Here is a 25,162-nt window from a genome sequence, read left to right as displayed (position 1 = left end):
TCCTAGTAACTTTTTTAAAGTTACACACTTCAGACAATAAAAGGTCAAGGATATGAAAATTCAAAGTTCGTTCATTTTAATGATTACGATAATGTTAACGTCGAATATTGTTAAAGCATCAAATCTATCTGAATCAATCAACAAAGATTACCAAGAGCATTTAGCTCCACTATGGGATCACTTTCACCGCAATCCTGAATTATCATTAATGGAGCATAAAACCGCTAAACATTTAGCAAAAGAATTAAGCTCTATCGGATATAAAGTCACTGAAAATGTTGGTGGAACAGGCATTGTGGCTATAATGAAAAATGGCTCAGGTCCTATGGTAATGGTACGGGCTGACATGGATGGATTACCCGTAAAAGAGTTATCCGGTTTACCTAATGCTTCTAAAGCCATGATGACAGATTGGGACGGGAAAGAAGTTAATGTTATGCATGCTTGTGGTCATGATGTACATATGACGGCATTGGTTGGCACCGCTCGATATATGGCGAAAAACAAAAGTAAATGGTCGGGTACTTTAATGCTTATTGGCCAACCAGCAGAAGAAAAAGGTCCTGGTGCATCAGCCATGATGGCAGATAAAATTTGGCAACGCTTTGGACAACCCGATTATGCTTTTGCTTTTCATGTAGATGCTGATTCAGTTGCAGGTAAAGTGACAGTTGATGAATCATCTCCTTATGCAGGTTCTGATTCAATAGACATTATTGTTAACGGTGTTGGCGCACATGGTGCTTACCCACATCAAGGTAAAGATCCAATTATGATTGGTGCTCAAATAGTCACTAATTTGCAAACCATTATTAGCCGCGAATTAGCACCAAGAGATGCAGGTGTTATCACTGTTGGAGCATTCCATTCAGGTACAAAGCATAATATTATTTCTGATCAAGCACACTTACAACTTACCGTGAGAAGCCTTAACCCAAGGGTTAGAAAACAGTTATTATCAGCAATAGAACGTGTTGCCATTGGCACAGCCCGCACAGCGGGTATCCCTGAAGATAAGTTACCTGAAGTTATTGTTAATGATAATGCATATCCGCCAACTTATAATGATAAAAAATTAGCTCAACGCTTAAAAGTATTGGTAACAGAAAAAATGGGATCTGATGCACTTATAGCACCTAATGAATTAGGTATGGGCGCTGAAGACTTTGGTTTTTTTACTACTGACCCATATATCCCAAGCGTATATTTTACCGTTGGTGGCACTCCACAAGCAGATTTTGACCGAGCTAAAGCTGGAGGACCGCAAGTAGGTAGCCATCATAGCCCACAATTCAAAGTATCCCCTGAGCCATCAGTAAAGGCAGGTGTTGAAACCACAGTTATTGCTTTGTTTGATTTAATGGGTAAATAACCTCAGCTCGGGATAAGCAAAGTTACTCAATAAGCTATTTTTAATTTATTGATAAATAATTCTTTTTATCGAATGTTATGACATTCATTATCCCGAGTTGAAGTTAAATAACGAAATACCCGTTTAATACCTATTCGAAATAGCAAACCCTTCACAATAAAAAACCAGCTAATATCTAGCTGGTTTTTTAATGAGTTATTCTTTATTTAATCAGAAACCTTTATCAAAATTTTAAAAAACTTTCGATACACCTCTATGACGACTTTTAGCTTCTGAAGCTGCTGTTACTTTATTATCGCGTTGAATGATCATTTGCACATCACCAAAAGATTGCTCTTTGGTTGTATAGCCCATCTCATGTAATGCTTTAATCACTTGGTCATCAATTCCAGGATAATGAGCGATAACATTTTTAGGCCATAATTGATGATGAAATCGAGGTCCATTAGCAGCTTCGCTAGCTGTCATATTAAATTCAACAGCATTTAGAATAGACTGATACACAGATGAAATTATTGTGGTTCCACCTGGTGAACCGGTCACCAATTCAACTACACCATCTTTTAATAAGATCGTAGGCGACATTGAAGATAACATACGTTTGTCTGGTTGGATTTCGTTTGCTACTCCACCTAATGCACCAAAAATGTTAGCAACGCCGGGCTTAACACTAAAGTCATCCATTTCATCATTTAAAATAAAGCCTGCACCTTCAACCACCACTCCACTACCAAAGGTATAGTTAATGGTAGTTGTGTTAGAAACAGCGTTACCCCATTTATCGAGAATAGAAAAATGCGTAGTATCCATACTCTCTTTCAAGCCTGGTTTAATATCTTCGGTAATCGATATTTTGTTGATTGAGATATCAGCTGCACGTTTTTCAAGATACGCCTGACTTAATAATGCTGATTGAGGTACATCATAAAAATCTGGGTCACCTAAGTATTCAGCTCGGTCAGCAAACACACATTTTCCAACTTCTGATAACACATGAATATATTGCGTAGAGTTGTAGGTAAGTGTTTGACCTTGTTTAACGTCTTCATTTTTTACAAGGTTAGCCTTCACAACATCATACATAGTTAACCACTGTAGCACCGCAATACCACCTGAACTTGGTGGAGGAGCCGTTACTACATCGTAGCCACGCCATTTCTTTTGAATAGGTTTACGCCATTTAATACGGTAACCATCTAAATCTTTTTCAGTAATAATACCGCCGTGCTCGGCCATAAAATTACTGATTGTTTTAGCGGTTTTACCTTTATAAAAACCATCACGACCCTTTTTAGCAATAAGCTTTAATGTTGCAGCCAACTCTGGTTGCTTAAATTTTTTCCCATTTCTGCCGATGAAAAGTATTGAGCAAAGTTGACATGAATGTCTTCTTTCTTAAAACTGTTGATACGCCAATCTATGGCTTCTTTCAGCGTACGATGCACAATAAAGCCATCTTCTGCTAACATAATTGCTGGAGCCAACAACGCTTGCCATGATTTAGTGCCATACTTTTTATGGGCTTGCCACATACCTTCAACAGTACCAGGGATGCCGGCTGACAAAATTCCATACAGAGATAAGTTAGGTATTACATTTTTGTCTTCATCAAGATACATATCTTTATGAGCAGCAGCAGGTGCAACTTCTCGATAATCAAGGAAGTCTGTTTCTCCATCTTTATAAATCGTCATAAAGCCACCACCACCAATATTGCCAGCTTCAGGTAAAGTAACCGCTAAAACAAATTGTGCTGCGATAGCCGCATCAATTGCATTACCACCACTTTGTAATATTTTTTGAGCAGTTTCAGCACTATAACTATCAGGCATAGCAACGGCTGACTGAGTATTCGCTGCTAAAGATCCATTAATAAAAACTAACGTAACGATAAAGGCTATGAATTTTTTCAAGAACTTTCCTTACTATAATTTGTGACGAACTAGGTTTTGATTACTATTCAACTTAAGAATCAACAACCTAAAAACCAGTGCATCATTAGTGTTTGAGGAGTAGTGTTTTAATTTTTTATAACGGAATAATACATATTGTTATAAAAATATAAGGCCACTTTATACCCATAAATACATCGAGTAAACAATTCCCATATAACACCATAATACGCACCAAAAAGTGGCAAAATATAAAAAACGATTAACGAAATGCACCTATAAATGGCTAGCTATTTTTTACTGCACCATTTTAAACCCTTATATATCATGACTTTATATTTACATGCGATAATTTCAATCAATTGGCATAAGAGTTGTAAGTATAAATATTGAGAAGACAGATGAGTAAAAAAAATATGCTTTCAACTTTCATGGAAAAAAACAAATTACCAGAATCATTTAAACTTTTGATCAACAAAAGTTACTTGCCACTGGCCGAACGAATATTTGCTCAATACCAAAATCAAGGTGCGCCTTATTTTGTTGGTATTAATGGTTGCCAAGGAAGTGGTAAATCAACCCTGTCAGATTATATTTGTTATCACCTATCAGAAACTTACAACCTAAACATTGTTGTAATGTCGTTAGACGACTTCTATTTATCAAGAGATGCTAGAAGTAAACTCGCACAAGACATTCATCCTTTACTAAAAACTCGTGGAGTTCCAGGCACACACAATACGCCATTACTCAAAGCAGTTTTAGATAAAGTAAAAAAACGTGAGAGTGGTTTTGCTATTCCAAGATTTAACAAAGCAACTGACGACCCATACAGTGAAGACCAATGGCAGCATATAGAAAAGCCTATAGACATTCTTATATTAGAAGGCTGGTGCTGGGGGGTTACTGCACAAACTGATGAGCAACTATTACAACCGATTAATGCGCTTGAGCAAGAAAAAGATCAGGACTCAATTTGGCGTAGTTACGTCAATAGCGAGTTATTAACTCATTACCAGCCTCTTTATCAATATTTTGATTTTTGGGCAGCCTTGCAAGTTCCGTCATTTGATAGTGTTTATCGATGGCGTTTAGAACAAGAACAAAAATTAATTAAAACATTGTCTCCAACAGATCAGCAATCTAAGGTAATGAATGAAGAGCAAATTTTAAGTTTCATTCAATATTTCCAGCGATTAACAACACATGGTATGCAAACCTTACCTATACTCGCTCATGCTATTTATTACTTAGATGAAAACCGCTGTATTACCAAGTGTGTTGAAAAGGATTAATCACGTATGACCCAACAGATAATGATTTTTAGTGATTTAGATGGAACATTAATGGATCACTACACCTACAAAAGTACTGAAGCTTTACCTGTAATAAAACAACTCAACGCAGCTCACGTACCTATTGTATTAACCACAAGTAAAACCATTGCAGAAGTTAAAGCGATACAAAAGAATTTACATATTAATGATGCGTTAATTGTTGAAAATGGTGCCGCTATTTTTCTTCCAAAAGCACTTTTTAAAGTACAACCACAAGACACAATTAGCGACGGCGAATACTGGGTTAAATCTTTTTGCCCTCCAGTTCAACACTGGTTAGATATTATTGCAAAAGCGCCAACCCAACTGAGCAATTTGTTCAAAGGTTTTTCATCGTTAAGTATTGCAGAGCTAGCTGAAATTACAGGGTTAACCGAAGCTGACGCTGAACTCGCGAAGAATAGACATTATGGTGAACCTATCCACTGGACGGGAGATGAAAGTAGCAAGCTCGCTTTTATTGAATACCTTGAAACAGCAGGTGCAACCATATTACATGGCGGACGTTTCTTTCATGTTAGCGGAGAAAGCGACAAAGGCCGTGCTCTTAAGTGGCTAACCCAATATTACAAAGAAACATTTCAGTTCAATAACATTTCATCTATTGCTTTAGGCGACGGTAAAAATGATATTGCTATGTTAGAAGCTGCAGACTACGCAGTGCAAATTCGCTCTCCTGTGCATGATTTTCCCGAGCTTAAAAAGCACACAAACGTTATACAAACTAATAATTACGGGCCCGCTGGTTGGGCTGAAGCATTAGATCAAATATTACCTGAGCCACTGCCTATACAAAAGTGTCCTTCAAATATTTTATTGAACTAAACTTATTCTAAAATTTAATTATCATCCTAACCAAGAGGTATATCATGGCTGACTTTTATCAAAATGGCGTTGTAACTACATTACACAATTTAGGCCAAAGAACTACTGAGGATATGGAAGCGGAACTAGAAGAGTTTTCTAAAACTCGTCCGCTGGGGCTTATTTTACCTTCATTATTTTCAGAGTTAGAAGGCTCTGCGTTACCAGACATTATTAACAAAATTAAAGATGTTAAATACTTATCTGAAATTGTTATCGGGCTAGACAGAGCTGATTTAGAGCAATACAAACACGCATTATCTTTCTTTGGACAGTTACCTCAACACCATCGCGTGTTATGGAATGACGGCCCAAGATTACAAGCTCTTGATGCTAAATTACAAAAACTTGGCTTAGCTCCAAAAGAGTTAGGTAAAGGTCGAAATGTTTGGTATTGCATGGGCTACATATTAGCTTCAGGTAAAGCCGAATCGGTTGCATTACACGACTGTGACATTCTGACTTATGAAAAAGACTTACTGACTCGACTCCTTTACCCTGTAGCTAACCCAACCTTTAACTACTCTTTCTCAAAAGGTTTTTATGCACGTGTTGCTGATGGGAAAATTAATGGTCGAGTATCAAGATTACTTGTTACACCATTAATCAAAGCATTAAAGAAAACCGTTGGACACTGTGATTACTTGGAATACATGGACAGCTTTTTATACCCACTAGCCGGTGAGTTTTCATTCAAAAAAGACGTACTAAAAGATATTCGTATCCCAAGTGACTGGGGCTTAGAGATTGGCGTACTTTCAGAAATGTACCGTAACTATTCGTCTAACCATGTTTGTCAGGTAGATATTGCTGCAACTTACGATCATAAACACCAAGACCTGTCGTTAGGTGATACCAGTGGTGGTTTATCTAAAATGTCTATTGATATCAGTAAAGCCTTTATACGTAAATTAGCTACCGAAGGTGAAACATTTACTACTGAGAAGTTTAGAACGCTTAAAGCAACTTATTACAGAATCGCATTAGATTACGTTGAAACTTACCGTCATGACGCATTAATGAATGGTTTGAAACTAGATCTACACAGCGAAGAAAAAGCAGTAGAAATGTTTGCCGAAAACATACTTGAAGCAGGCCACACATTTTTAGAGCAACCAATGGAAACACCTTTCATACCGTCTTGGAATCGTGTTATCAGTGCCATGCCTGATGTACTAGCGCAAATTAAAGAAGCAGTAGAAGCCGATCATCAAGAATTCAGCGAAATGTTAAAATAGGAACAGTATTTATGGCAACACCATATGAGCAATTATTAGGTAAATTAACACAACAGCTAGACGTTATTTATAAAGATATAAATCTTACGCAGTCCTCAGAAGAATTAGCGCAACAGTTAACTGATTTAATGAATCTGCATGATGATTGTTCTGCGGTGACGCCTTTCACTAACCAGTGGTCCGAAGAAGATGTTATTTTAATTACTTATGGCGACAGTATAGTTAAAGACGACGAAGCACCACTACAAACCTTACGTCGTTTTATTAACGATAATATGGATGAAACAGTGAACAGCGTTCATATTCTGCCATTTTTCCCATACAGTTCAGACGATGGTTTTTCAATTATCGATTACTCAACCGTTAATCAATCTCTTGGTGATTGGGAAGATATAAAAAGTATAGCTAAAGAACGCCACCTAATGTCGGACTTAGTTATTAATCATTGTTCAAGTAGAAGTTTTTGGTTTGAAAACTTTATTAAGGGTGAAGGTGAAGGTCATGACTTTTTCTTCACCGCTCCTGCAGATACAGACACCTCTGATGTAGTCCGTCCACGCACTTCGCCGTTATTTAGAGAAGTAAACACCGCATCAGGCGAACAATCAGTGTGGTGTACTTTTAGTCACGACCAAGTAGATTTTGACTTCAGGAATCCAGAAGTACTTAAAGCTTTTGTCATCATAATCAGACAATATTTAGACATGGGCGTTAAAATATTTAGGTTTGATGCTATTGCCTTTTTATGGAAAATTGCAGGTACATCATGTATTAATTTACCAGAAACTCACGAAGTTGTTCGCTTACTTAGAACCTTAATTGAGCACGCTAAGCATGATGCGATTATTATTACCGAAACTAATATTCCTAACCCACAAAATCTAACTTACTTTGGTAATGCTAACGAAGCGCACGCTATTTATAACTTCTCGTTACCTCCATTACTTATCAACACTTTATTAACAGGTAATTGTTTATATCTAAAACGTTGGTTAATGAGTATGCCCCCAGCGCAAGATGGAACGACTTATTTTAACTTCATCGCTTCTCATGACGGTGTAGGCTTAAGGCCTGTTGAAGGTTTATTAAGTGACGAAGAAACCAGTGACTTAGTTAAAACAATTGAAGGTTTTGGTGGCAAGATATCTTGTAGAACAACAGAAGATGGAACGCAAAAACCTTACGAAATGAATATTTCGTTGTTTGATGCTATGCAAGGTACAACAGAAGGTAAAGACGAATTCAATATGGTTCGTTTTGTATGTGCACATGCCATTATGTTCGCATTAGAAGGTATTCCGGGTATATATATTCACAGTATGCTGGGTACACAAAATGACTATAAAAAAGTTGAAGATACGGGTAGTAATCGTTCAATCAACCGTCATCGTTGGCAAGACGATTTACTTGTAGATGCATTACAAGACGACAGCAAGCACCATAGTAAAGTGCTAACACAATTAAATAAATTATTGGCGATAAGAATAAAACAAAAAGCATTTCATCCAAATGCTACACAGTTTACCTTACATTTAGGTTTACAATTATTTGGTTTTTGGCGTCAAAGCCAAGACAGAAAACAAAGTATATTCTGTATTAGCAATATTACAGACAAACCATTATCACTGCCATTAAGTGAGCTGAACTTAATTGTGAGCAATAGCTGGTATGAACTTATTAGCGAAACAGAAATAACCGACTTAACACAAGAAATAGAGCTAGCTCCGTATCAAAGTGTTTGGATTGCAAATACACGCGGTTAGTAAAAGCACATATGCTATGGTTATTCATTGGTTGTTTAAAAAGCTAATGAATAACCATCAGTTACTTAAAACACAATTCATTCATAAACTAACAGACTTAGCTAACTAGGTTTTCCTAACAACAATGTTAGATCTTGCGATAACATAGGTTTACCAAAATAATAACCTTGTGCATATTTACAGCCTAAAGCAAGTAATTTATCTCTTTGTTCTTTTGTCTCAATACCTTCAATAATAACGTCTCTATTTAGCTTTTGGCACAATAATAAAATACTCATCACTATGGCTTCATCTTCATTACTTTCAACGATATTAATAATGAAAGAGCGATCGATTTTAATGAAATCAACTTCTAATTCTTTAATATAAGATAAAGAACTCATTCCTGTACCAAAATCATCAATAGAAAGTTTAACTCCGAGGTTTTTAAACTCTTTAAAGATTTTCTTCGTTACATCAATGTCTACCATAGTGGCACTTTCAGTTAATTCAATTTCAATTAAACTTGCTGGCACTTTATGCTGTTCAAGTAAGTCTTTTAAATGCTCAACTAGACCAGCATCTAATAAATTATAAGGAGAAATATTTACAGCTACACTTAACTCATAACCTTGGTTCATCCAACTTCTACATTGCATAATCGCTTGTTTAAAAACATATCGAGTAAAAGCATGAACAAAATCACTTTGTTCAATTAAAGAAATAAAGAAGTTGGGTGTTAATAAACCCTCAACCGGATGCTGCCAACGAATAAGAGCTTCAGCACCAAAAGTTTTTCCATCTGAAATATTTACTTTCGGCTGGTAATATAAAACAAACTGTTCGTTTAATAATGCATGGCTTAATTGACCACTGAGATTTACTTTTAAAGAGGATCTAATATCTAAGTTTTTCTGGTAACTTTGGTGACCTAAGCGCATATGTTTAGCATGATACATAGCAATATCAGCATGTTTAAAAATGTCATTAAAATTCTTTCCATCTTCTGGATAACAAGCAATACCAATACTCACACTCACCTCAAACTGTGAGCCTTGAATATTTAAAGGTTTTTTACAGGCTTCAATTACTTTAGCAGCAAGAACTTGGGCAGCAGCTTGATCAGTATTCTCACTCCATATAATAAATTCATCCCCACCATAACGAAAAGCGTAATCAGTTTTGGTGACAAATTTGTTTAAACGCATCGCAATTGTTGCTAGCAAAAGGTCACCACTATGATGCCCTAATGAATCATTGATTAACTTGAACTTATTCAAATCAATAAACAACATGGATGCATTTTTATTAGAAAGAGTATTTTTACTTTGTTTAAAGTACTTATTAACAATCTCATACAAATATGTACGATTGGGTAAGTTGGTTAGGTTATCGTGATTCGCTAAGTAATTAAGCCTAACATTTCCTTTGATGAAGCGCTGGGTAATATAAGTAGATATGATTAGCGCAGCCCAAACAGCTAACCAAAAAGTAACAAATGCTCCAATAGAAAGACGAGTAGACATGTAACTTATAGCTCTGTCTAATGCATGAACTTTACGAGCAAAGATAAGCTCTGTGCCTATGTCTTCATTGTATTTATATTGCCAAAAAACTCTATCATCGTTTAGCTGAGTAAATCCACTTTCTGATTTTTTATCAGATATAGCTTGTACAATTCTAGGGAATTCGTTGAAATTATATTCCCCGGTAATAGTAAGTTTCTTTTCAGAAAGCAGCACATTAAGAAATAGAACATCCTCATCTAAAAAATAGTGATGAGATGCAAAGTATTCATAAGGAATGAGGTTATCTTTCAATTGCCTTAGTTGCTCGGTAGTTACTAAACTATCAACTACTTTCGCCACTTCATTAACTTGTATCTCTATATGTTCAGACTCAAGCGACTCACCAAGATCGTTAGCAATATCATAAGTAACATTGATAAAAATAATTAAAACAGCAACAACTAAACCTATAGTACCTAAAAGTAAATGGCGTCTTAAATCAGAGTCTAGATTTATTTTTTCAACATCTTTACTCATATTATGTACTTATTCTTTATTTTTACATGTACTTAAATTTGCAAGATGGTAGACAGGACACCAGCCTGAAGCAAAAGAAATTAAATTTAAAATAGAAAAAATCCAGATAAGTGAAATTAACAAAGTATCACCTACTTCATCATGCCAAAAAATAACATATATAATCAGCAATACACTCAATACACCTCTTACTACTCTATCTGCTTTACACAAATTAACCTCAGGTAACTTCATAAAAACCCTTTTAGATAAATATACAACTCCTTTCAGTATAGAAAACTATTCAAATAACGCGCTGTTAATTAATCATATTCCCTTATTTATTATTTAAATCACTTTAACATTTCTCCTTTTGAAATTTTTTATAGATCTTTTAAGCAACATCATACGTATTGAACAACATAGAAAGCACATAGTTAAGCTTAATGGGGAGTAATTTATTACATACAAACAATACAATTATAATGACTTGAAGGCGATGGAACAGAGATACAGAGCAAAGTTCATCAACAGCTTGTCTGGCTTTAAAAGTGCCAACCTCATTGCGACTAAAAACACAGATGGGCAAACTAACGTGGCTATTTTTAGCTCAGTCGTGCATTTAGGTGCATCGCCAGCTTTAGTGGGCTTTATTATGCGACCTGACAATACCGACAGGCATACACTAAATAATATAGTTAGTACTAAGCATTACACGATTAATCAAGTATCCGCTGAGTTTTATCGACAAGCTCATCAAACTTCAGCACGTTACTCACAAGAAGAAAGTGAGTTTTCACATTCAGGATTATCTACACACTATATTGATGGCATAAATGCGCCTTTCGTTAGAGAAAGTCGTCTGAAATATGCGTTAACTTTACAAGATATTGTGCATATTGATCTTAATAATACGCAACTTATTATTGGTGAAATCACTCATATACTTTGTGAAAACAAAGCGATTCAAGAAGATGGTTACATTGACATAGAATCACTAGAAACAACCTGTATTTCAGGACTTGATAGCTACCATAACACTACTCGCCTTTCACGCTTAAGTTATGCGAAACCTGACCAACTTCTTAACAATCTTGATCTTAGTGGCTTGCCTCTTAATCAAAATAAAGAAGAGAAATTATCATGAAAACTTATCAGTTTTTAGGTTATGCCGGGCTAATTCCTTTCGTAATATTTCTAGGGTTATTTCAATATTCGCCAAGTGGATTATTTATCGAACCACTACAAGCATTTACTTTTTACAGTGCAATGATATTTAGTTTTATTGCAGGAACCCTATGGCGTTCAGGAAGTTCGGCGAACTACAAAAGCGTTCAAGTTATCAGTAATGTTTTTTGTTTATATGCTTTTGTCTGTTTATTTTTATCGCCATTTTACGCATTACTCTTTTTGTCTTTTGGTTATCTTGTTTTATTTTTAGCTGAATATTTGATAACTACAACTCATACGAATAACGACACAAATAATGAAACACAAGACTATTTAAAAATGAGATTCAAACTCACCATAGCTGTAAATATTCTGCACTCTGTCGCTATAGTTTTTTTGTTATGAAAAAGTTTCAATTAATTATGGGGAACTCTAATGAATAACCAACTCACCATTTTTTACGACGCAAATTGTCCGTTATGTAATTTAGAAATGCAGAAGCTAAAGCAATTTGATAATGACAATTTGATCATCTTAGTTAATTTACATCAACAAAACTTTACAACTGACTTCCCTAATATTGATCCTGATAAGGCGATGAAAATGCTACACGGTGAATACCAAGGGAAAATACTAAAAGCACTCGACGTAACACATAGAGCTTGGACATTAGTGGGAAGAGGAAGCTTAGTGGCCCCTCTACAATTTCCTGTAGTAAAGCAGTTAGCTCATGGAGTTTATTTAATTTTGGCTAAATATCGCCATCCAATTTCTAATTTTTTATACCAAAAATTTGGTATCGGCAGCAATGCTTGTATTGAAGGAGTTTGCCATGAAAAACCAAACCATAGTGATTATCGGAGCAAATAGCGAAATAGCTAAAGCTCTGTCACAACAAATTATTTTAGACGCTAAAAATCATGATAATACTCAGTTGATTGTTATTAGCCGAGATCTAACGTTCTATCAACAAGAGAGCTTTCAACAATTGCACTCCGCTTGTTTAAATTCAATTAATGTTAAGAATTATCAGGAAGATGAAATTAACCTAGCAGTAAGTAAAATAGACTTAATTGCCATGTTTGAAATAACAAAAGTAATTATTTGTCATGGGCTATTACATAATATAAAACTACAACCAGAAAAACGTTTAGAAGACTTTTCAGCAGAAGCTTTTACGCAAGTATTGAGCGCTAATACAATCACGCCTATGTTATGGCTTAAACATTTAACTCCTATTCTTAGTGGAAAAGGCAGCTGTAAAGTTGTTGTATTTACCGCGAGGGTTGGCAGTATTAGTGATAATAGATTAGGTGGGTGGTACAGTTATCGAGCATCGAAAGCAGCGATGAATATGCTACTCACTTCAGCAGCAGTAGAGCTTGCTAGAAGAGCAAAAAATATCAAGCTGATCTCTTTCCATCCAGGCACTACCGACAGTCCACTTTCAAAGCCATTTCAAAAGAATGTGCCAGAAGGTAAATTATTTACAAGCGAATTTGTTGCTAAGCAGCTATTAACAATTGTTGAAGATACACTAATAGATGGCAAAGCAAGTTATCTAGATTGGCAAGGAAAAGTAATACCTTGGTAAATACTAGTTTAGCAAAAAGGTAAATCTTAAAAGTAAATTGACATGCCAAAAAAACTAGTTACCATGGTAACTAGATTTTTCATGATCTATTACTTATAAGGAAGTATTAATATGCACTGTGTATTTGCAACTATCACCCCAAAAGCAGAATATTTTGAGTCAGCTAAAACAGCCATATTATCTATTCTTGATGAAACTCGTCATGAAACAGGCTGCATTCAATTTGATATTCATACCAACACTGACAAAACTGAATTATTTCTTTATGAACAATGGGTTAATGAGTCGGCATTGCAATTACATTATCTGCAAGATTACACTCAAAAAGTATTTGTCGCATACGAAACTTGGTTAGCAAAACCTGTTGATATTACTGCTATGGAGCACTTAGGTTAATACCATGTTTTTCTTAAAAGAGTTACCTACTCAAGCTATGATCACGCGCTATAGCGATGAATTTTGCCCTGATCAAAGCCAGCAAATAGCTCAACGGCTTGAAGGTCTAAGGGAATATAGTTCACTTATACGAAAGCTAGACGATTACTTTGCTTCACATGGTTTATCGCAACTACGCTTTTTAATACTTATGGCGATTGATCGAGAGTTAGATCGTGAGTGGCTTTACGCATCAGAATTAGTTAGTCGATTAGATGTATCTAAACCTGTATTAAGTCGGGCTGTTAAAAAGCTAGTTGAAGATGCTTTGTTATGTGCAAAAAAAGATAAAGAAGATGGCAGAGCGGTAACTTTAGCACTAACAAAAAAAAGCGAAGCTCTGTTAAAATCAATATTGTCAGGCTATTTTGATATATTAACTACCTCCCCAAATTTGGAGTAAAACCTTGTCGTACCGTTTAGTATTTTCCCTTTTAATGTCTTTTGTATTATGTTTTTTGATGACCGTGTGGATCACCTTTATAAATTTAGGTGCCGTTGAAGGTTTTTTTATGAATTGGGCTCGTGCTTTCTTATTTGCTTGGCCTGTAGCCTGGCTTATCTCATTTTCATTCGGACCTAAAATTGCAGCTATAGCTCAAAAGCTCTGTAAACAAACAACGTAATGAGTTTCTCTTTCCTTGTATCAAATCTCTCTAAGCTGATATGCGCTAAAATAAGTGTGGCTCATAAAATTGATAGATAAAGCGAAACTCTGCGTTAAAGCAACTTAACTACTTCCAACCTATTTTCCAAGAGTCGCTGTTTTTCAAATCACGCCAGTTAATTGAATACTCATTTTTAGACATAACCGCTTCAATTTTACATTCAACAATACGTTGTTCGTCATCGGTCTCAAGCTGTGTTACTACGAAATGTTTTTCTTTATTCTCTACTTCCACTTTAGTCCATTTACTGTGAAGTAATGCTTTAGGGCTTACTTTATTCATATTTACCTCTAATAGTTAATGCAATACAGTTGAAACATATTCATCACTCACAAGTCTTACAACTACAAACAATTAAGTTTGTAGTTGCTTTTCAATAATCACTTTCTATATCTCTTTGTACCTTCACTAGCTTCATTAGCAATAATCAGATTACTTACCATTAGGCTGATTTCTCGCTTGTTCTGGTTTACCACCATTAAGCACACGAATAACTTCTTCACTGGCACGAACACGTAATTCTTCAAGTGACGCATCAGATGAAAAAGCCACATGTGGTGTAACAATAGTATTCGGATGTTCACGTAACTCAGCTGGAACATTCGGTTCGTCTTCTAGTACATCAAGTCCTACAGATGAAAGTCTGCCGCTTGCTAAGGCATTAATTACTGCATTTGTATCAACCACACCACCTCGGCTAACATTAATTAATAATCCGCCTGGTTTTATGCGATCTAAAATATTTTGATCAATTAAATGATGTGTTTGTGGTGTAAGTGGCGTTTGTACAATCAATACATCACTACGTTCAGCCATTGTTTCAAGATCACAAAACTCAATGTCATCTTCATCAGGAGAACGATCTACAGCTAATAATTCACAACCGAAAGGTCTTAACTTGCTTGCCGTACGTTGACCAATCCGACCATAACCTAAAATACCTACAGTTAAATTAGCCACGCGTAATAACTTAGCACCTGCTGGCTCCCAAACACCTTCACTTACTTGCTTGTTAAAAGGAACTAATCCTCGAGCCCAAGAAAGTAACATCGAGACTGTGTGATCAGAGACTTCTTCAACACAGTAATCAGGAACATTGGTGACCCAAATCCCTAATTCAGTACATACATCAACAGCTAAATTATCTAGCCCCACACCTAGACGAGCAGCTAATTTTAAATGAGGAACACTACGAATAGCTTTCTCTGTTACTGGTGCCCAACAAAACAATACAACATCAGGTTGATGTTCTAGCATAAGCGCTTCAATCACCTCTGCTGAAGCCGGAGCTGATGGCCCAGACACTACTTTATAGCCTGCCCCCTCTAAAATGCTTTTTTCAATATCAAGATCTGGCCAAGCGTAATCAGTAATTAATACAACAGGTTGTTTCTCGGTTGCAGTCATTAGCAACATTCCTTTTAATTTATTTCGCAGGTAGCTTGCACTGCGGTAACGGAAATTTAATTGAACTCATAATGAAGTACAGATTTAAGTATAAATCTCTTTTAAGTGATGAATTCTATTTGATTAAGTCAGACAAAAATAGCAGATGAAAGCAAAATGTCGCAGAAAACATCTGTTGTTACAAAACAAAGGGAAGTGTTATATAAATTCGATGGAGTAAATGTTTAAAGAAAAGTGGCTTGGTTGTTTAGCTGATAACAGAAAGCCAACATGGGTAATAGTAGAGGCCTTTAATAAAGGGGCATGACTGATAATTCGTCCTCTAAATGATGCTTCAAAATCAGATAATTTGAATGTGTGAGTTGTTACTGTATCAATGCTTGTATCAAAGTTAATTTTATAAGCCAGTTCATAGCCCATAACTTGCGTTCTAACACGTAATTGATAAGGTTTTCCATCGCCTTTAACAACAATAGTAACTGACTCTACTGACTCAGATAAACTAGGTAGTTTTTTAAATATACTAGTAAAACCACCTGAATTTTCAGTAGATAAAAAGCCTGAAAAAGTCATCATATTATTTTCTACAAAAGTATGACCTTTTGATAGACCACCCATAACACTGTCGTTAGTGATCAACCAATCGTCAGCATTATCTAAAGTATGGGAAGACAAGCTTGTTATAACTCTGACTGCATTTTTTCGATCAAAGCGATGAACTCTTCCCGTGTTGTCTCTTTTTCATAATCATATGAGAACTTCCCATGAAAATATAAGCTCATAGTCAGTTCTTTATAACCCAAAAAGCACGTATAGCCATCAAAGTCGTGCCAAGCCGATAGTTCGCCCAAAACGTACTTATCGCTCTTTTTCTCGCCATTTGTAACGATATGATTATAAACATTGAGATGGAGGGTTAAATTCATATTAACTTTTCCTTTAGTTAAGTTGCACTACTTATAATAATACAGTTTCATGCGTAACTCTGGATGTTGGTAAACCGCACATCTCATCGTAAGGAGTTTGCAAGGTTAACTGAGCTTCTAACATATCATTATCACGCAACAATTGCTTTGCCGATGACAAAGAGTTACATATTACAACATCACCCAAAGCCGGTAAGGCAGTAAAATTATCATCAACATCTGTTCCGCCTACTAAGTAATGTGTTGCTTCAGCTACACCTATTATTGTTGGTTTAAAATCCATAATAATTTCCTCGTATTAACTGAAATAAATATCGTATTTTCTGCTTTCATTAAATCAATACGCGGAAAAAAGCTTTTTGGTTTAAATTAAATCATTATTTTGTCGATATATTTAATATTTGGAGCACTTTATAGATGCAATGCTGGCAGTATAAAAAGGTAAAATGTTGGAATATTAAAAAAATTGTGAGCTAAACTTACTTTTACATCGTATTGATTTATATAACCTAAGTAATACAAAGTCATTATTCAAAAGAGAGTATTCAAATGCGTGTTTTTCTATTATCTTGCTTCATATTTATAGCGACAGGTTGTAGTACAACTTATTCAAATAAAGACATTACAGGTAGCACCTTTCCTTCTGTGTTAGGCGAATCTTTAGAGCAAGAGCAGGTCAATCTACCTGAAGATTTTAAGGGTAAGTTAACTTTATTATTGGTGGGTTATAAACAAGATTCACAGTTCGATATTGACCGTTGGTTAATTGGCTTAGATATGACTGAAACCCTTGTTGATGTTTATGAAATACCAACAATTCAAGGTTTATTTCCTCGTATGTTCAGTACTATGATCAATAACGGTATGCGTAAAGGTATTCCAAAAGAATTATGGAAAGGCGTTGTTACCGTTTATGAAGATGGTGAAAGAGTTCAAGAGTATACAGGTAACGAAACACCTAATAACACGAGAGTGATTCTGTTAGATAAAAGTGGCAAGGTTATCTATTTTTATGACAGAGGCTTTTCGGTAGCGGCATTAAATGAACTGAGAAGTTTTTTAGACTCAAATAACTAAACCTATTAGATAATAATGCATACAAAAACGGGATAACAATCATGTTATCCCGTTTTTATTCATGCTTTTCTTCTACTCAGCAAGTGCCATAGCAGCCATTTTCATTGTGCTTTCAAATGACTCTGAACCTGCGATAAACAATCCGTTATGACAGAACATCGCATCGGCGATACCGGTTACGTCTTGTAGCTCTTTATCGGCTAAACCAGCCCAAGCTGCAGGTAGTGGTTTTCTGTCTTCAAATGAACCAGGCTCAACAGGTACAGTTTGAATGCGCCATTGTCCTGATTGAGATGGATAAATCATGTATAACGCTTCTTGAGATAAAGCGTGAACTGTTCTTTTCCATGGAATGTATTTCTCTAATACAATAACTCGTGGATCTTCTGCATTTTCGATAGCTTCTGCCACAATAGTTTTAGCGCTAATACCGCCGCTTGATGATGCGATAAAGCGAGTTAAAACATGTGATGCAAATACAACAGCTTCATCAAAACAAGTATCTACATGCATATCTTCTTGCCATGTTGGGTTAAACATTGAAATGGTTTGGCTAAGACTAATGCCCGTAGGAACACCTTCAACATGACCACAATCTATAGCGTCAATTGTTGACACTAAACCAGCATCAACCGAATTAGCAACGTCTTGATTACCGCCACATATTTCTAAACCATATTTTTGCCAAATCAAACCAAATGAAGAATACGGAATGCCATTTTCTCGTGCGCCAGCGCCACCACGTTGATGATGATCAAAACGACCTGCGTCTGCATCATATTCACCACCAACATCTATCACTATGTCAGCTTTACCAATAAGCTCTAAATCTCGAGTACGTATTAATTTAAACGTTGGAAAAATGTTGGTAAGTGCTGCGATACTAAATACATCGTCTGCATGAAAATTACCGTTATGGGTTGCTATTGTTATTTCATTCATTTGTTTTACATCATTTTTAGAAAGAGATTAGAAGGCAAGCTTATTCAGCTTTACTATTTGGAAAAATATAATAATTCCCTAAGTTTTAACGAATTCAAAACTAGTTAGGGATTACAGTGGTAATTCTATACGAATACGGCTTACAAAAATAGTTAGCTAAATAAATCAGTTATTTTCTCTTTTAATTTTCAGTGTTTAAATCTACACCATTTTCTTTTGCTCTTTTCTTCCATAATTTACGTGCTTCATGCTGCATATCGACGGTTTTATCCTTTTCATCAACAATTTCTAAACCTAAAATGGTTTCAATAACATCTTCTAAAGTAATTAGTCCTTGCACACTTCCATATTCATTAACCACTATCATCAAGTGAGACCTATCTTTTAGTAACTTTTGAAACACGAGTTTTATTCTCATGGAGTCAACAACAGTCACTATAGAATAAAGGTAGTTCGATACAGGTTTACGACCATTACCTCTTGCTTGCGCTAGCAATAAATCACTACGTAGTACATAACCAATAATGTTTTCCATTTCATCACAGTAAACAGGTATTCGAGAAAAATAGACTTTATCGTATTTATGAAAGTATTCTTCAACTAACAAGGTGCTAGAAAGCGTAAACATCACCATACGTGGTGTCATCGCATCTTTAACATTCACTCCTTTCAGCAACATTAAACTCTTAAGTAAGTTGGATTCTTGTTCGCCTAACTGCCCTTCTTTTGTACTTAATTCTGCCATAGCTACAAACTCATCTCGGCTTAAACCTGTAACAATCGACTTGTTCTCAAATGGTGATGTTACTAGCTCTGCCAATTTAATAAAGGGATATAAGCTCCATGTCATGAACCTTAATGTATGAGCAGTAAAAGGCACGAGTTCTCGCCAATAATGTGCGCCAATTGTTTTAGGAATAATTTCAGAAAAGATAAGAATAAGTAGTGTTAAAACAGCAGAAAAAATACCAACATAAGTATTACCAAATACTAGCGCAGCTTGAGCACCAGCTCCGGCAGCTCCAATAGTGTGGGCTATGGTGTTTAACGTTAAAATAGCAATTAATGGCTTGCCGACATCGTCTTTCAGTTTTCTAAATATACGACCAATAGCTGAACCTTTTCTAATAAGGTTTTCAATATAAGCGTGGTTAACACTGAGTAAAACGGCTTCTAAAACAGAGCAGACAAAGGAAACAACAATAGCGATAAATACATATAAGAAAAGCATACTCATGAAAGTACATCCACTCATTAAAAGGTATCTACCTTTATTATAATCAATTGAGAATAAATTGGATGGATAAGCACCGAATAGAAATAGCCTGAAACAATTAAAAATGGCGACCTGTTATAGTCGCCATTATATGTTGAGTTTTTACTTCTTGATCACTACAGCTGTACGAAGTCGGCTTGCACCAAAGCTTGCCATTTTGTCGAAATCATCACGTGCGATAGGTACATGCTGACAGTCAAAAGCGTTGTGGTCGTGTTCGTCTAAATCAGGATCATGTACGTATAAACACATATCATCAATATGAGTTACTGTAACCCAATGAGGTGATTTTTTACCATCTAAACGATAAGTACTGATCAATACTAAAACCGCATAACCTTGCTCAAGCCAAAGGGATATTTGCTCTTGCTCAACGGTTTGATAGTTAATTTCAACACCAAGCTCAAGCGCCTCTGCTTTGAATTGGTTATCAACCGTTGTCATGATCTGTTTTTTGTCTTCAGTGCGAACACCATCGGTAAATAACACATCTTCAGTATTAATATATACCATGGCTTCGAAACCACGTCGCTTAGCGGCAAGACCTAAACCAATAGGGTGACAACCACCATGACCTGACGTCATAAAGATGGTTGTTGCTTCACGCCACAGAGCCAGCTCTAATACTTGGCTTAATTCTATTTTGTCATCTAACGAAGTCATTGCCATCATCAAAGCTGAAGGGCCACAAGTAAACGCTGTTGTTTGTGCATACCAAGGTGTTATACGAGATATCTGATGGGTGTTCGCACGCAAAATTTTCTTTTGCATACGCAACGCATCACTATGATCTTCGTAATAATCTGAATATTCACCAAAAATGCGATAACCCGCCGCTTCGTATAAACGAATAGCGTTATGGTTATTTTTATTTACCTCTAAACGCATAAACAAACGACCTTGAGCAGCAGATGCTTGTTCAAGTTGTTGTAATAAATTTTCAGCAATACCTTGCTTACGCACAGCAGGTAAAACTGCCATAGAGTATAAGCGAACTAAGCGCCGTCCTTTATGGCAATACACCAAACCATAACACACAACTTGTTGATTACGGTGCGCGACAATAAAGATACCGTTGTCTGAATTTATCCAACGAATGAAACTGCGTTTACTAATTTTGTCTGAAGTGAAACACGTCGATTCAATTACAAGTAAATCACTTATATCTGATAATTGAGCTTTACGATATTGCACTTTTTCAAACCCAATATCAGTATCAGGCTGTGTGTTCAATTAGCGACCTCTCTCTTCTAAACGACGTTGAAATTCAGCCATAATCAGCATGTAAAGCTCGTCGCCTAAGTAAGCGTTTTCAATACCATGATCGACACTTGGGTTATCGTTCACTTCAATCACATAAACTTGTTTATCTTTCTGTTTTAAATCAACACCATAAAATCCATTACCGACCAAGTTCGCTGACTTTATTGCGGCATCTAACACGGCTTTTGGCACTTCAAATGTTGGTAACGTATCAAAGTTACCTGACGAGAATTTTTTACTCGCTTTGTGATTATAAATTTGCCAATGGTTGCGCGCCATATGATAACGACAAGCGTAAATAGGCCGGCCATTTAAAATACCAATGCGCCAATCAAAATCTGTATATAAATATTCTTGTACCAGTACTAAAGCTGAAAGCTCAAATAATTCAGCCAGTTTTTCAACTAACTCTTCTTTGTTTTCAACTTTATACACACCATTTGAGAATGAGCCTTCTGGCATTTTCAATACAATAGGATAGCTATACCCTGCTTCTATATTAGTAATTAACTCATCCCCCCCTTGCATGAATACTGAGGTTTTTGGGCTTGGTACTTTTTTATAATTAAAAGCATCATGTAAAAACACTTTATTACAGCACTTTAAAATAGAGTCGGGATCATCTAATACCACCAAACCAGCAGATTCAGCTTTGCGTGCAATTTTGTATGTATGGTGATCTATCGCGGTAGTTTCACGAATAAATAACGCATCATAATTTAAGATTTGTGCGGCATCGGTTGTCGTCACTAAATCAGCTTTAATACCAAACTTCTTGGCCGCTTTAACAAAACGTTTTAATGCTTGATTACAGCTAGGTGGAAAAGCTTCATCTGGATTAACCAAAATAGCCATTTCCCAGCGTTGTGTTTTAGATTTATTGGTACGCCAAACAGCACCGGTAAAGTGACTAAGTTGGTTTAAAAATAAGATCTTATTTTCAGCCGACAATTCAGTGATCGATAAACGAGTTATATCAGCAACACCTGAACCAGAAAGGGTTACTTTCAATATAGGTGCAGGAAATAACTCAAAAAGCTTACGTGCTGATTTTTGAATACGAGTATCTTCGGTCCATCCTAAAAAGATTAGGAATTCAGTGCCGTTGGCATTTTTTGTTAACGATAAAATATTATCAATAATTGAGCTATGATCTTCAGAAATATCACGCAGTTCGTTTATTGTTTTAACACTTGGCAAAGCTTGATGCTGTCTAGCTTCAGCCAATAATGAACAATAATAACCTTTACTCAAATACTGAGCGGTATCACATAAGTTAATAATACGAGTTTTAGGTTCACCCTTCTTTGGGTATTGTTCTAAGTAATCTTTGAAACTTATAACGCCAGTTGAGTTTTCAATTAATACGTCATTTATATCATCACAAATGATTAAGGTTTTATGCATTTCTGTTCTCTAATTTAGCAAGATTGATAATAATATCTAAAAAGGCAGCCACTGATTTTATTGGCGCCGATTCCGACATGGTATGGTATCCAGAGGTCGGTATTTGTAATGTTGTACCATCAACTATTCCGTTTGAGCCGTTAATAATTCTACCCATTTCGGTTGAACCAATAGAAAAAGCATCAAGACCTTGAGCTAACCTATCAACATTAATTTTTTGTGTGTATTCATCTTTAAAAGTCACACTGTAATTATGTTTTTCACAAATCTGAGTTAACTTTTCAGTTAGTTCTTGGTTAAAATTTGCATTAGCATCACAATTACGCAGTACAAGATCTTGTTTTTCAGCTGTTTCGAAATCAGGAAATGGGCTTGTATCAACCACTACCAACTGATTAGTTTGTCCGCCAAAGCGCAAAAACCATTCAAGTAAATATTGCCAACTGTTACCGCACTCTTCTTCTGCAGTAAAAAAAGCGGTTCCTTGAAAACCTAATTCAAACATATAAACAAGCACGGCAGCTGTTAACACATTGTCTAACTGCCCGATTAAAGCATCATCGGTTATAGATAACTTGTCAGCAAAAGCAATCGGCGTACCTGCCACTAAATGCTGTAAGTTTTCTAATTCGAAAATTAGGTTTTTACGTTTAGGGCAAATATACGAATGCTTAACTTTTCCAGCGCCACGATAAGCACCTGACCAAGGTTCGTAAGCGTAAACGTTCTGATCAGGAAAACGCTTAACGATCTTACGCATCAGCTCTTCATCAACTGAATTGCCTAATAAACCAGATCGATTACCTGATACAAAGGCCGCATATTGAAATTCGTTAGGACCTGTACAAATAAGTCCGTGGCGATCTATATGAGCTGAAAAGAATAAACTTTCAGGATCATTACCTTGCGCAACAAGTATGCCTTGGTACCAAGTTACTTTAGCGCCACGCTCTTCAAGCTCTCGCTGTAAAACGCGAAAAAATGAATGTTCGGCACCAACAACACTTGGACTACGGATTAATTGTGCTATTAAATTAACTAATGCTTCTGGCAAACTATTTACAACAGAACTTACTTGGTTATTTGGCATTATCGCTCTCTAAAAAACCTCAATTTAAATCACCTAAATTTTTCTATTTATTAGGTTGTTTTTTGCGATTTATATACCTGAATTTAAACTTTAGCAATATTTATTTATCGATAATTAAAACTATTTTCAACGACACATTTAATACATATAAAACAATACCTTACCGAAAGATAAAAACAGCATAAAAAGAAATGAAACGAGTGAAAAAGCACAAATATATACAGGTAATTAAAATATCGAGTTGTACATTTATAGAACAAAAGTTTTTAGATATAAAGGAGGTATATTTTGATCAAAAAAGTTATAAGTTTGTGCCATATGTTTAGAGTCATTAAAGACTCATCTAAACAGTTCTAAATATGTGTTCTATGAGGTATTCCTAGCTATAAGTCGGATAAAAAAAAGCCTCTACATTCAATATTACAAATTACCCACTTATTGTCTGTAGTAAAATAGGAAACAGAAAGTTATATTCTTTCTGCTTTTAACATTGAAATCCTTGTTATTGCTTTATCAAAAGCATATGAGATACTCTGAGTTAATTCAGCCTAAAAAACAAACAACAAGATTACAATGATCTTATTAAACTCAACCAATTATTTACGGAGTATTAAAATGAAAAAAGCCGTTTTATTATCCTTGTTATTTGTAACAACAATGTCAGTTTCAGGTTTTTCATCTGCCTTTGGTTTAGCAGAAGCCTTAAAACAACCAACATTTAAAAACAAAAAAGACGCTGATAAAGCCAATGAAGTAACAGAAGTTAAAAAAAGTAGTGAGGTTAAAGCCCTAGAAGCAGCAATCACTGATTGGACGAATGCTTTTAACAATAAGGATGTTGCGGCTATGATGTCTATCTATGATAAAGATAGCGTTTATGCCAGCCCAAACTTACAGATTATTAAAGGCGTTGAGAGTATACAAGCTTGGTATGAAGCCTACTTTTCTGAAATGGATGGTACTTTAACTTATGAGCAGGAGTCCATTACCGAAAAAGGCGGTGTAGGAACAGTTATACTCAACTTTTATATTACACCTAATAATAGTGATACAGCAGTAAAAGTATTCAAAGGCCGGACGATGTTAGTGTTTAAAAAGAAATTCTTAGGTGACTGGTTATTACTCTCTCATATGGCTCACACAACTCATTAACTGATAATGAACGAGTTTGAATAACCTATTGTTAGTCTTTTTAGGTATTTACCAAGTATTAAAAAAACATAAAGCCACAAATGATGTGGCTTTATTATTTTAGCTTAAAGTTATTCAACGCTTATTCATATAGCGCTAATTAACCTCAACTCGGGTTAATGGATTTAATAACTCATTGATTTATTAAAGTATCGTTTAGCTTTATCAAGATTATGACCCGTCCTAATATAGGTTGACAGTCATTTAATTAAAACGCCTGATGTACTTCATTGGGCGTTTTATATTT

Annotated in this window: 26 protein-coding genes and 1 pseudogene; 14 read left to right on the top strand and 13 right to left on the bottom strand. The window is 35.6% G+C overall.

Annotated elements, in window-relative coordinates:
• Positions 1-52 precede the first annotated feature (52 nt).
• Positions 53-1,372, top strand: a complete 1,320-nt coding sequence (locus Q5N69_RS17310; RefSeq protein WP_304370343.1) for an amidohydrolase — start codon at positions 53-55, stop codon at positions 1,370-1,372.
• Between the two features lie 231 nt (positions 1,373-1,603).
• On the opposite strand, the pseudogene ggt reads toward Q5N69_RS17310, so the two are convergent.
• A pseudogene (ggt, locus tag Q5N69_RS17305) lies at positions 1,604-3,204 on the bottom strand (gamma-glutamyltransferase).
• A gap of 461 nt (positions 3,205-3,665) precedes the next feature.
• Here ggt and Q5N69_RS17300 point away from each other — a divergent pair.
• From Q5N69_RS17300 to Q5N69_RS17285, 4 genes are read left to right on the top strand one after another with little or no spacing between them, the layout of a single operon-like run.
• Complete coding sequence (locus Q5N69_RS17300) at positions 3,666-4,559, top strand: kinase (protein ID WP_304370342.1); 894 nt, start codon at positions 3,666-3,668, stop codon at positions 4,557-4,559.
• Positions 4,560-4,565: 6 nt separating this feature from the next.
• Positions 4,566-5,426: a mannosyl-3-phosphoglycerate phosphatase gene (locus tag Q5N69_RS17295; RefSeq protein WP_304370341.1), complete on the top strand. Its 861-nt coding sequence runs from the start codon at positions 4,566-4,568 to the stop codon at positions 5,424-5,426.
• A gap of 44 nt (positions 5,427-5,470) precedes the next feature.
• Complete coding sequence (locus tag Q5N69_RS17290) at positions 5,471-6,703, top strand: glycosyl transferase (protein WP_304370340.1); 1,233 nt, start codon at positions 5,471-5,473, stop codon at positions 6,701-6,703.
• Positions 6,704-6,714: 11 nt separating this feature from the next.
• Positions 6,715-8,466, top strand: coding sequence for a sugar phosphorylase (locus Q5N69_RS17285; RefSeq protein WP_304370339.1), 1,752 nt, complete (start codon positions 6,715-6,717; stop codon positions 8,464-8,466).
• A 101-nt stretch (positions 8,467-8,567) separates the two neighbouring features.
• Here the strand turns inward: Q5N69_RS17285 and Q5N69_RS17280 are convergent, their stop codons facing one another.
• Both Q5N69_RS17280 and Q5N69_RS17275 read right to left on the bottom strand, forming a co-directional pair.
• A complete protein-coding gene (locus tag Q5N69_RS17280) occupies positions 8,568-10,490 on the bottom strand; it encodes a bifunctional diguanylate cyclase/phosphodiesterase (protein ID WP_304370338.1) in 1,923 nt (640 codons plus the stop codon).
• Positions 10,491-10,499: 9 nt separating this feature from the next.
• Positions 10,500-10,724, bottom strand: a complete 225-nt coding sequence (locus Q5N69_RS17275; protein WP_304370337.1) for a DUF2892 domain-containing protein — start codon at positions 10,722-10,724, stop codon at positions 10,500-10,502.
• 244 nt (positions 10,725-10,968) lie between these two features.
• Between Q5N69_RS17275 and Q5N69_RS17270 the strand changes: the two genes are divergently transcribed.
• The 7 genes from Q5N69_RS17270 (at position 10,969) to Q5N69_RS17240 (ending at position 14,294) form a co-directional block, all read left to right on the top strand.
• Positions 10,969-11,616, top strand: coding sequence for a flavin reductase family protein (locus tag Q5N69_RS17270; RefSeq protein ID WP_304370336.1), 648 nt, complete (start codon positions 10,969-10,971; stop codon positions 11,614-11,616).
• The gene (locus Q5N69_RS17265; protein ID WP_304370335.1) at positions 11,613-12,044 is read left to right on the top strand and encodes a DUF3429 domain-containing protein; all 432 of its coding nucleotides are present in this window, start codon (positions 11,613-11,615) and stop codon (positions 12,042-12,044) included. The genes Q5N69_RS17270 and Q5N69_RS17265 overlap by 4 nt, the downstream gene beginning before the upstream one ends.
• 30 nt (positions 12,045-12,074) lie before the next feature.
• Positions 12,075-12,509: a thiol-disulfide oxidoreductase DCC family protein gene (locus Q5N69_RS17260; protein ID WP_304370334.1), complete on the top strand. Its 435-nt coding sequence runs from the start codon at positions 12,075-12,077 to the stop codon at positions 12,507-12,509.
• Complete coding sequence (locus Q5N69_RS17255; RefSeq protein ID WP_304370333.1) at positions 12,472-13,233, top strand: SDR family NAD(P)-dependent oxidoreductase; 762 nt, start codon at positions 12,472-12,474, stop codon at positions 13,231-13,233. The genes Q5N69_RS17260 and Q5N69_RS17255 overlap by 38 nt, the downstream gene beginning before the upstream one ends.
• 111 nt (positions 13,234-13,344) lie before the next feature.
• Positions 13,345-13,629 carry a putative quinol monooxygenase gene (locus tag Q5N69_RS17250; RefSeq protein ID WP_304370332.1) on the top strand — a complete coding sequence of 95 codons (285 nt, stop codon included), beginning with the start codon at positions 13,345-13,347 and terminating at the stop codon, positions 13,627-13,629.
• 4 nt (positions 13,630-13,633) lie between these two features.
• Positions 13,634-14,071, top strand: a complete 438-nt coding sequence (locus Q5N69_RS17245) for a MarR family winged helix-turn-helix transcriptional regulator (RefSeq protein ID WP_304370331.1) — start codon at positions 13,634-13,636, stop codon at positions 14,069-14,071.
• A 34-nt stretch (positions 14,072-14,105) separates the two neighbouring features.
• The gene (locus Q5N69_RS17240; protein WP_304370353.1) at positions 14,106-14,294 is read left to right on the top strand and encodes a DUF2798 domain-containing protein; all 189 of its coding nucleotides are present in this window, start codon (positions 14,106-14,108) and stop codon (positions 14,292-14,294) included.
• Between the two features lie 108 nt (positions 14,295-14,402).
• On the opposite strand, the gene Q5N69_RS17235 is transcribed toward Q5N69_RS17240, so the two are convergent.
• From Q5N69_RS17235 to Q5N69_RS17215, 5 genes are all read right to left on the bottom strand, one after another.
• The gene (locus tag Q5N69_RS17235) at positions 14,403-14,618 is read right to left on the bottom strand and encodes a TIGR02450 family Trp-rich protein (protein ID WP_304370330.1); all 216 of its coding nucleotides are present in this window, start codon (positions 14,616-14,618) and stop codon (positions 14,403-14,405) included.
• 150 nt (positions 14,619-14,768) lie between these two features.
• A complete protein-coding gene (locus tag Q5N69_RS17230) occupies positions 14,769-15,743 on the bottom strand; it encodes a C-terminal binding protein (protein ID WP_304370329.1) in 975 nt (324 codons plus the stop codon).
• A gap of 198 nt (positions 15,744-15,941) precedes the next feature.
• Positions 15,942-16,418, bottom strand: coding sequence for a CIA30 family protein (locus Q5N69_RS17225; RefSeq protein WP_304370328.1), 477 nt, complete (start codon positions 16,416-16,418; stop codon positions 15,942-15,944).
• A 5-nt stretch (positions 16,419-16,423) separates the two neighbouring features.
• Positions 16,424-16,669, bottom strand: a complete 246-nt coding sequence (locus tag Q5N69_RS17220; RefSeq protein ID WP_304370327.1) for a DUF3081 family protein — start codon at positions 16,667-16,669, stop codon at positions 16,424-16,426.
• A gap of 31 nt (positions 16,670-16,700) precedes the next feature.
• The gene (locus tag Q5N69_RS17215; RefSeq protein WP_304370326.1) at positions 16,701-16,952 is read right to left on the bottom strand and encodes a DUF6482 family protein; all 252 of its coding nucleotides are present in this window, start codon (positions 16,950-16,952) and stop codon (positions 16,701-16,703) included.
• Between the two features lie 266 nt (positions 16,953-17,218).
• On the opposite strand from Q5N69_RS17215, the gene Q5N69_RS17210 reads away from it, so the two are divergent.
• Positions 17,219-17,746 carry a hypothetical protein gene (locus Q5N69_RS17210; protein ID WP_304370325.1) on the top strand — a complete coding sequence of 176 codons (528 nt, stop codon included), beginning with the start codon at positions 17,219-17,221 and terminating at the stop codon, positions 17,744-17,746.
• A 72-nt stretch (positions 17,747-17,818) separates the two neighbouring features.
• On the opposite strand, the gene Q5N69_RS17205 is transcribed toward Q5N69_RS17210, so the two are convergent.
• The 5 genes from Q5N69_RS17205 to Q5N69_RS17185 form a co-directional block, all read right to left on the bottom strand.
• Positions 17,819-18,688 carry an MYG1 family protein gene (locus Q5N69_RS17205; RefSeq protein WP_304370324.1) on the bottom strand — a complete coding sequence of 290 codons (870 nt, stop codon included), beginning with the start codon at positions 18,686-18,688 and terminating at the stop codon, positions 17,819-17,821.
• 181 nt (positions 18,689-18,869) lie between these two features.
• Entirely contained in the window at positions 18,870-19,925 is a 1,056-nt protein-coding gene (locus Q5N69_RS17200; RefSeq protein ID WP_304370323.1) for a CNNM domain-containing protein, read from the bottom strand.
• Positions 19,926-20,066: 141 nt separating this feature from the next.
• Positions 20,067-21,197 (bottom strand): GNAT family N-acetyltransferase/peptidase C39 family protein, encoded by a 1,131-nt coding sequence (locus Q5N69_RS17195; RefSeq protein ID WP_304370322.1) that lies wholly within the window; start codon positions 21,195-21,197, stop codon positions 20,067-20,069.
• Positions 21,198-22,634, bottom strand: coding sequence for a RimK family protein (locus Q5N69_RS17190; RefSeq protein ID WP_304370321.1), 1,437 nt, complete (start codon positions 22,632-22,634; stop codon positions 21,198-21,200).
• The gene (locus Q5N69_RS17185; protein ID WP_304370320.1) at positions 22,627-23,724 is read right to left on the bottom strand and encodes a peptidase M42; all 1,098 of its coding nucleotides are present in this window, start codon (positions 23,722-23,724) and stop codon (positions 22,627-22,629) included. Before Q5N69_RS17185 ends, Q5N69_RS17190 begins: the two co-directional genes overlap by 8 nt.
• A 615-nt stretch (positions 23,725-24,339) precedes the next feature.
• Between Q5N69_RS17185 and Q5N69_RS17180 the strand changes: the two genes are divergently transcribed.
• Entirely contained in the window at positions 24,340-24,876 is a 537-nt protein-coding gene (locus Q5N69_RS17180) for a DUF4440 domain-containing protein (protein WP_304370319.1), read from the top strand.
• Positions 24,877-25,162 lie beyond the last annotated feature (286 nt).

This window comes from Pseudocolwellia sp. AS88 (assembly GCF_030551755.1).
Lineage (GTDB): Bacteria > Pseudomonadota > Gammaproteobacteria > Enterobacterales > Alteromonadaceae > Pseudocolwellia.
This window is presented reverse-complemented; position numbering and strand designations above follow the sequence as displayed.

What these genes read in the sequence shown, in the direction of transcription:
- Q5N69_RS17310 (WP_304370343.1), top strand. Translation starts at nt 53, where the DNA reads ATGAAAATTCAAAGTTCGTTCATTTTAATGATTACGATAATGTTAACG.
- Q5N69_RS17300 (WP_304370342.1), top strand. Translation starts at nt 3,666, where the DNA reads ATGAGTAAAAAAAATATGCTTTCAACTTTCATGGAAAAAAACAAATTA.
- Q5N69_RS17295 (WP_304370341.1), top strand. Translation starts at nt 4,566, where the DNA reads ATGACCCAACAGATAATGATTTTTAGTGATTTAGATGGAACATTAATG.
- Q5N69_RS17290 (WP_304370340.1), top strand. Translation starts at nt 5,471, where the DNA reads ATGGCTGACTTTTATCAAAATGGCGTTGTAACTACATTACACAATTTA.
- Q5N69_RS17285 (WP_304370339.1), top strand. Translation starts at nt 6,715, where the DNA reads ATGGCAACACCATATGAGCAATTATTAGGTAAATTAACACAACAGCTA.
- Q5N69_RS17280 (WP_304370338.1), bottom strand. Translation starts at nt 10,490, where the DNA reads ATGAGTAAAGATGTTGAAAAAATAAATCTAGACTCTGATTTAAGACGC.
- Q5N69_RS17275 (WP_304370337.1), bottom strand. Translation starts at nt 10,724, where the DNA reads ATGAAGTTACCTGAGGTTAATTTGTGTAAAGCAGATAGAGTAGTAAGA.
- Q5N69_RS17270 (WP_304370336.1), top strand. Translation starts at nt 10,969, where the DNA reads ATGGAACAGAGATACAGAGCAAAGTTCATCAACAGCTTGTCTGGCTTT.
- Q5N69_RS17265 (WP_304370335.1), top strand. Translation starts at nt 11,613, where the DNA reads ATGAAAACTTATCAGTTTTTAGGTTATGCCGGGCTAATTCCTTTCGTA.
- Q5N69_RS17260 (WP_304370334.1), top strand. Translation starts at nt 12,075, where the DNA reads ATGAATAACCAACTCACCATTTTTTACGACGCAAATTGTCCGTTATGT.
- Q5N69_RS17255 (WP_304370333.1), top strand. Translation starts at nt 12,472, where the DNA reads ATGAAAAACCAAACCATAGTGATTATCGGAGCAAATAGCGAAATAGCT.
- Q5N69_RS17250 (WP_304370332.1), top strand. Translation starts at nt 13,345, where the DNA reads ATGCACTGTGTATTTGCAACTATCACCCCAAAAGCAGAATATTTTGAG.
- Q5N69_RS17245 (WP_304370331.1), top strand. Translation starts at nt 13,634, where the DNA reads ATGTTTTTCTTAAAAGAGTTACCTACTCAAGCTATGATCACGCGCTAT.
- Q5N69_RS17240 (WP_304370353.1), top strand. Translation starts at nt 14,106, where the DNA reads ATGTCTTTTGTATTATGTTTTTTGATGACCGTGTGGATCACCTTTATA.
- Q5N69_RS17235 (WP_304370330.1), bottom strand. Translation starts at nt 14,618, where the DNA reads ATGAATAAAGTAAGCCCTAAAGCATTACTTCACAGTAAATGGACTAAA.
- Q5N69_RS17230 (WP_304370329.1), bottom strand. Translation starts at nt 15,743, where the DNA reads ATGACTGCAACCGAGAAACAACCTGTTGTATTAATTACTGATTACGCT.
- Q5N69_RS17220 (WP_304370327.1), bottom strand. Translation starts at nt 16,669, where the DNA reads ATGAATTTAACCCTCCATCTCAATGTTTATAATCATATCGTTACAAAT.
- Q5N69_RS17215 (WP_304370326.1), bottom strand. Translation starts at nt 16,952, where the DNA reads ATGGATTTTAAACCAACAATAATAGGTGTAGCTGAAGCAACACATTAC.
- Q5N69_RS17210 (WP_304370325.1), top strand. Translation starts at nt 17,219, where the DNA reads ATGCGTGTTTTTCTATTATCTTGCTTCATATTTATAGCGACAGGTTGT.
- Q5N69_RS17205 (WP_304370324.1), bottom strand. Translation starts at nt 18,688, where the DNA reads ATGAATGAAATAACAATAGCAACCCATAACGGTAATTTTCATGCAGAC.
- Q5N69_RS17200 (WP_304370323.1), bottom strand. Translation starts at nt 19,925, where the DNA reads ATGAGTATGCTTTTCTTATATGTATTTATCGCTATTGTTGTTTCCTTT.
- Q5N69_RS17190 (WP_304370321.1), bottom strand. Translation starts at nt 22,634, where the DNA reads ATGCATAAAACCTTAATCATTTGTGATGATATAAATGACGTATTAATT.
- Q5N69_RS17185 (WP_304370320.1), bottom strand. Translation starts at nt 23,724, where the DNA reads ATGCCAAATAACCAAGTAAGTTCTGTTGTAAATAGTTTGCCAGAAGCA.
- Q5N69_RS17180 (WP_304370319.1), top strand. Translation starts at nt 24,340, where the DNA reads ATGAAAAAAGCCGTTTTATTATCCTTGTTATTTGTAACAACAATGTCA.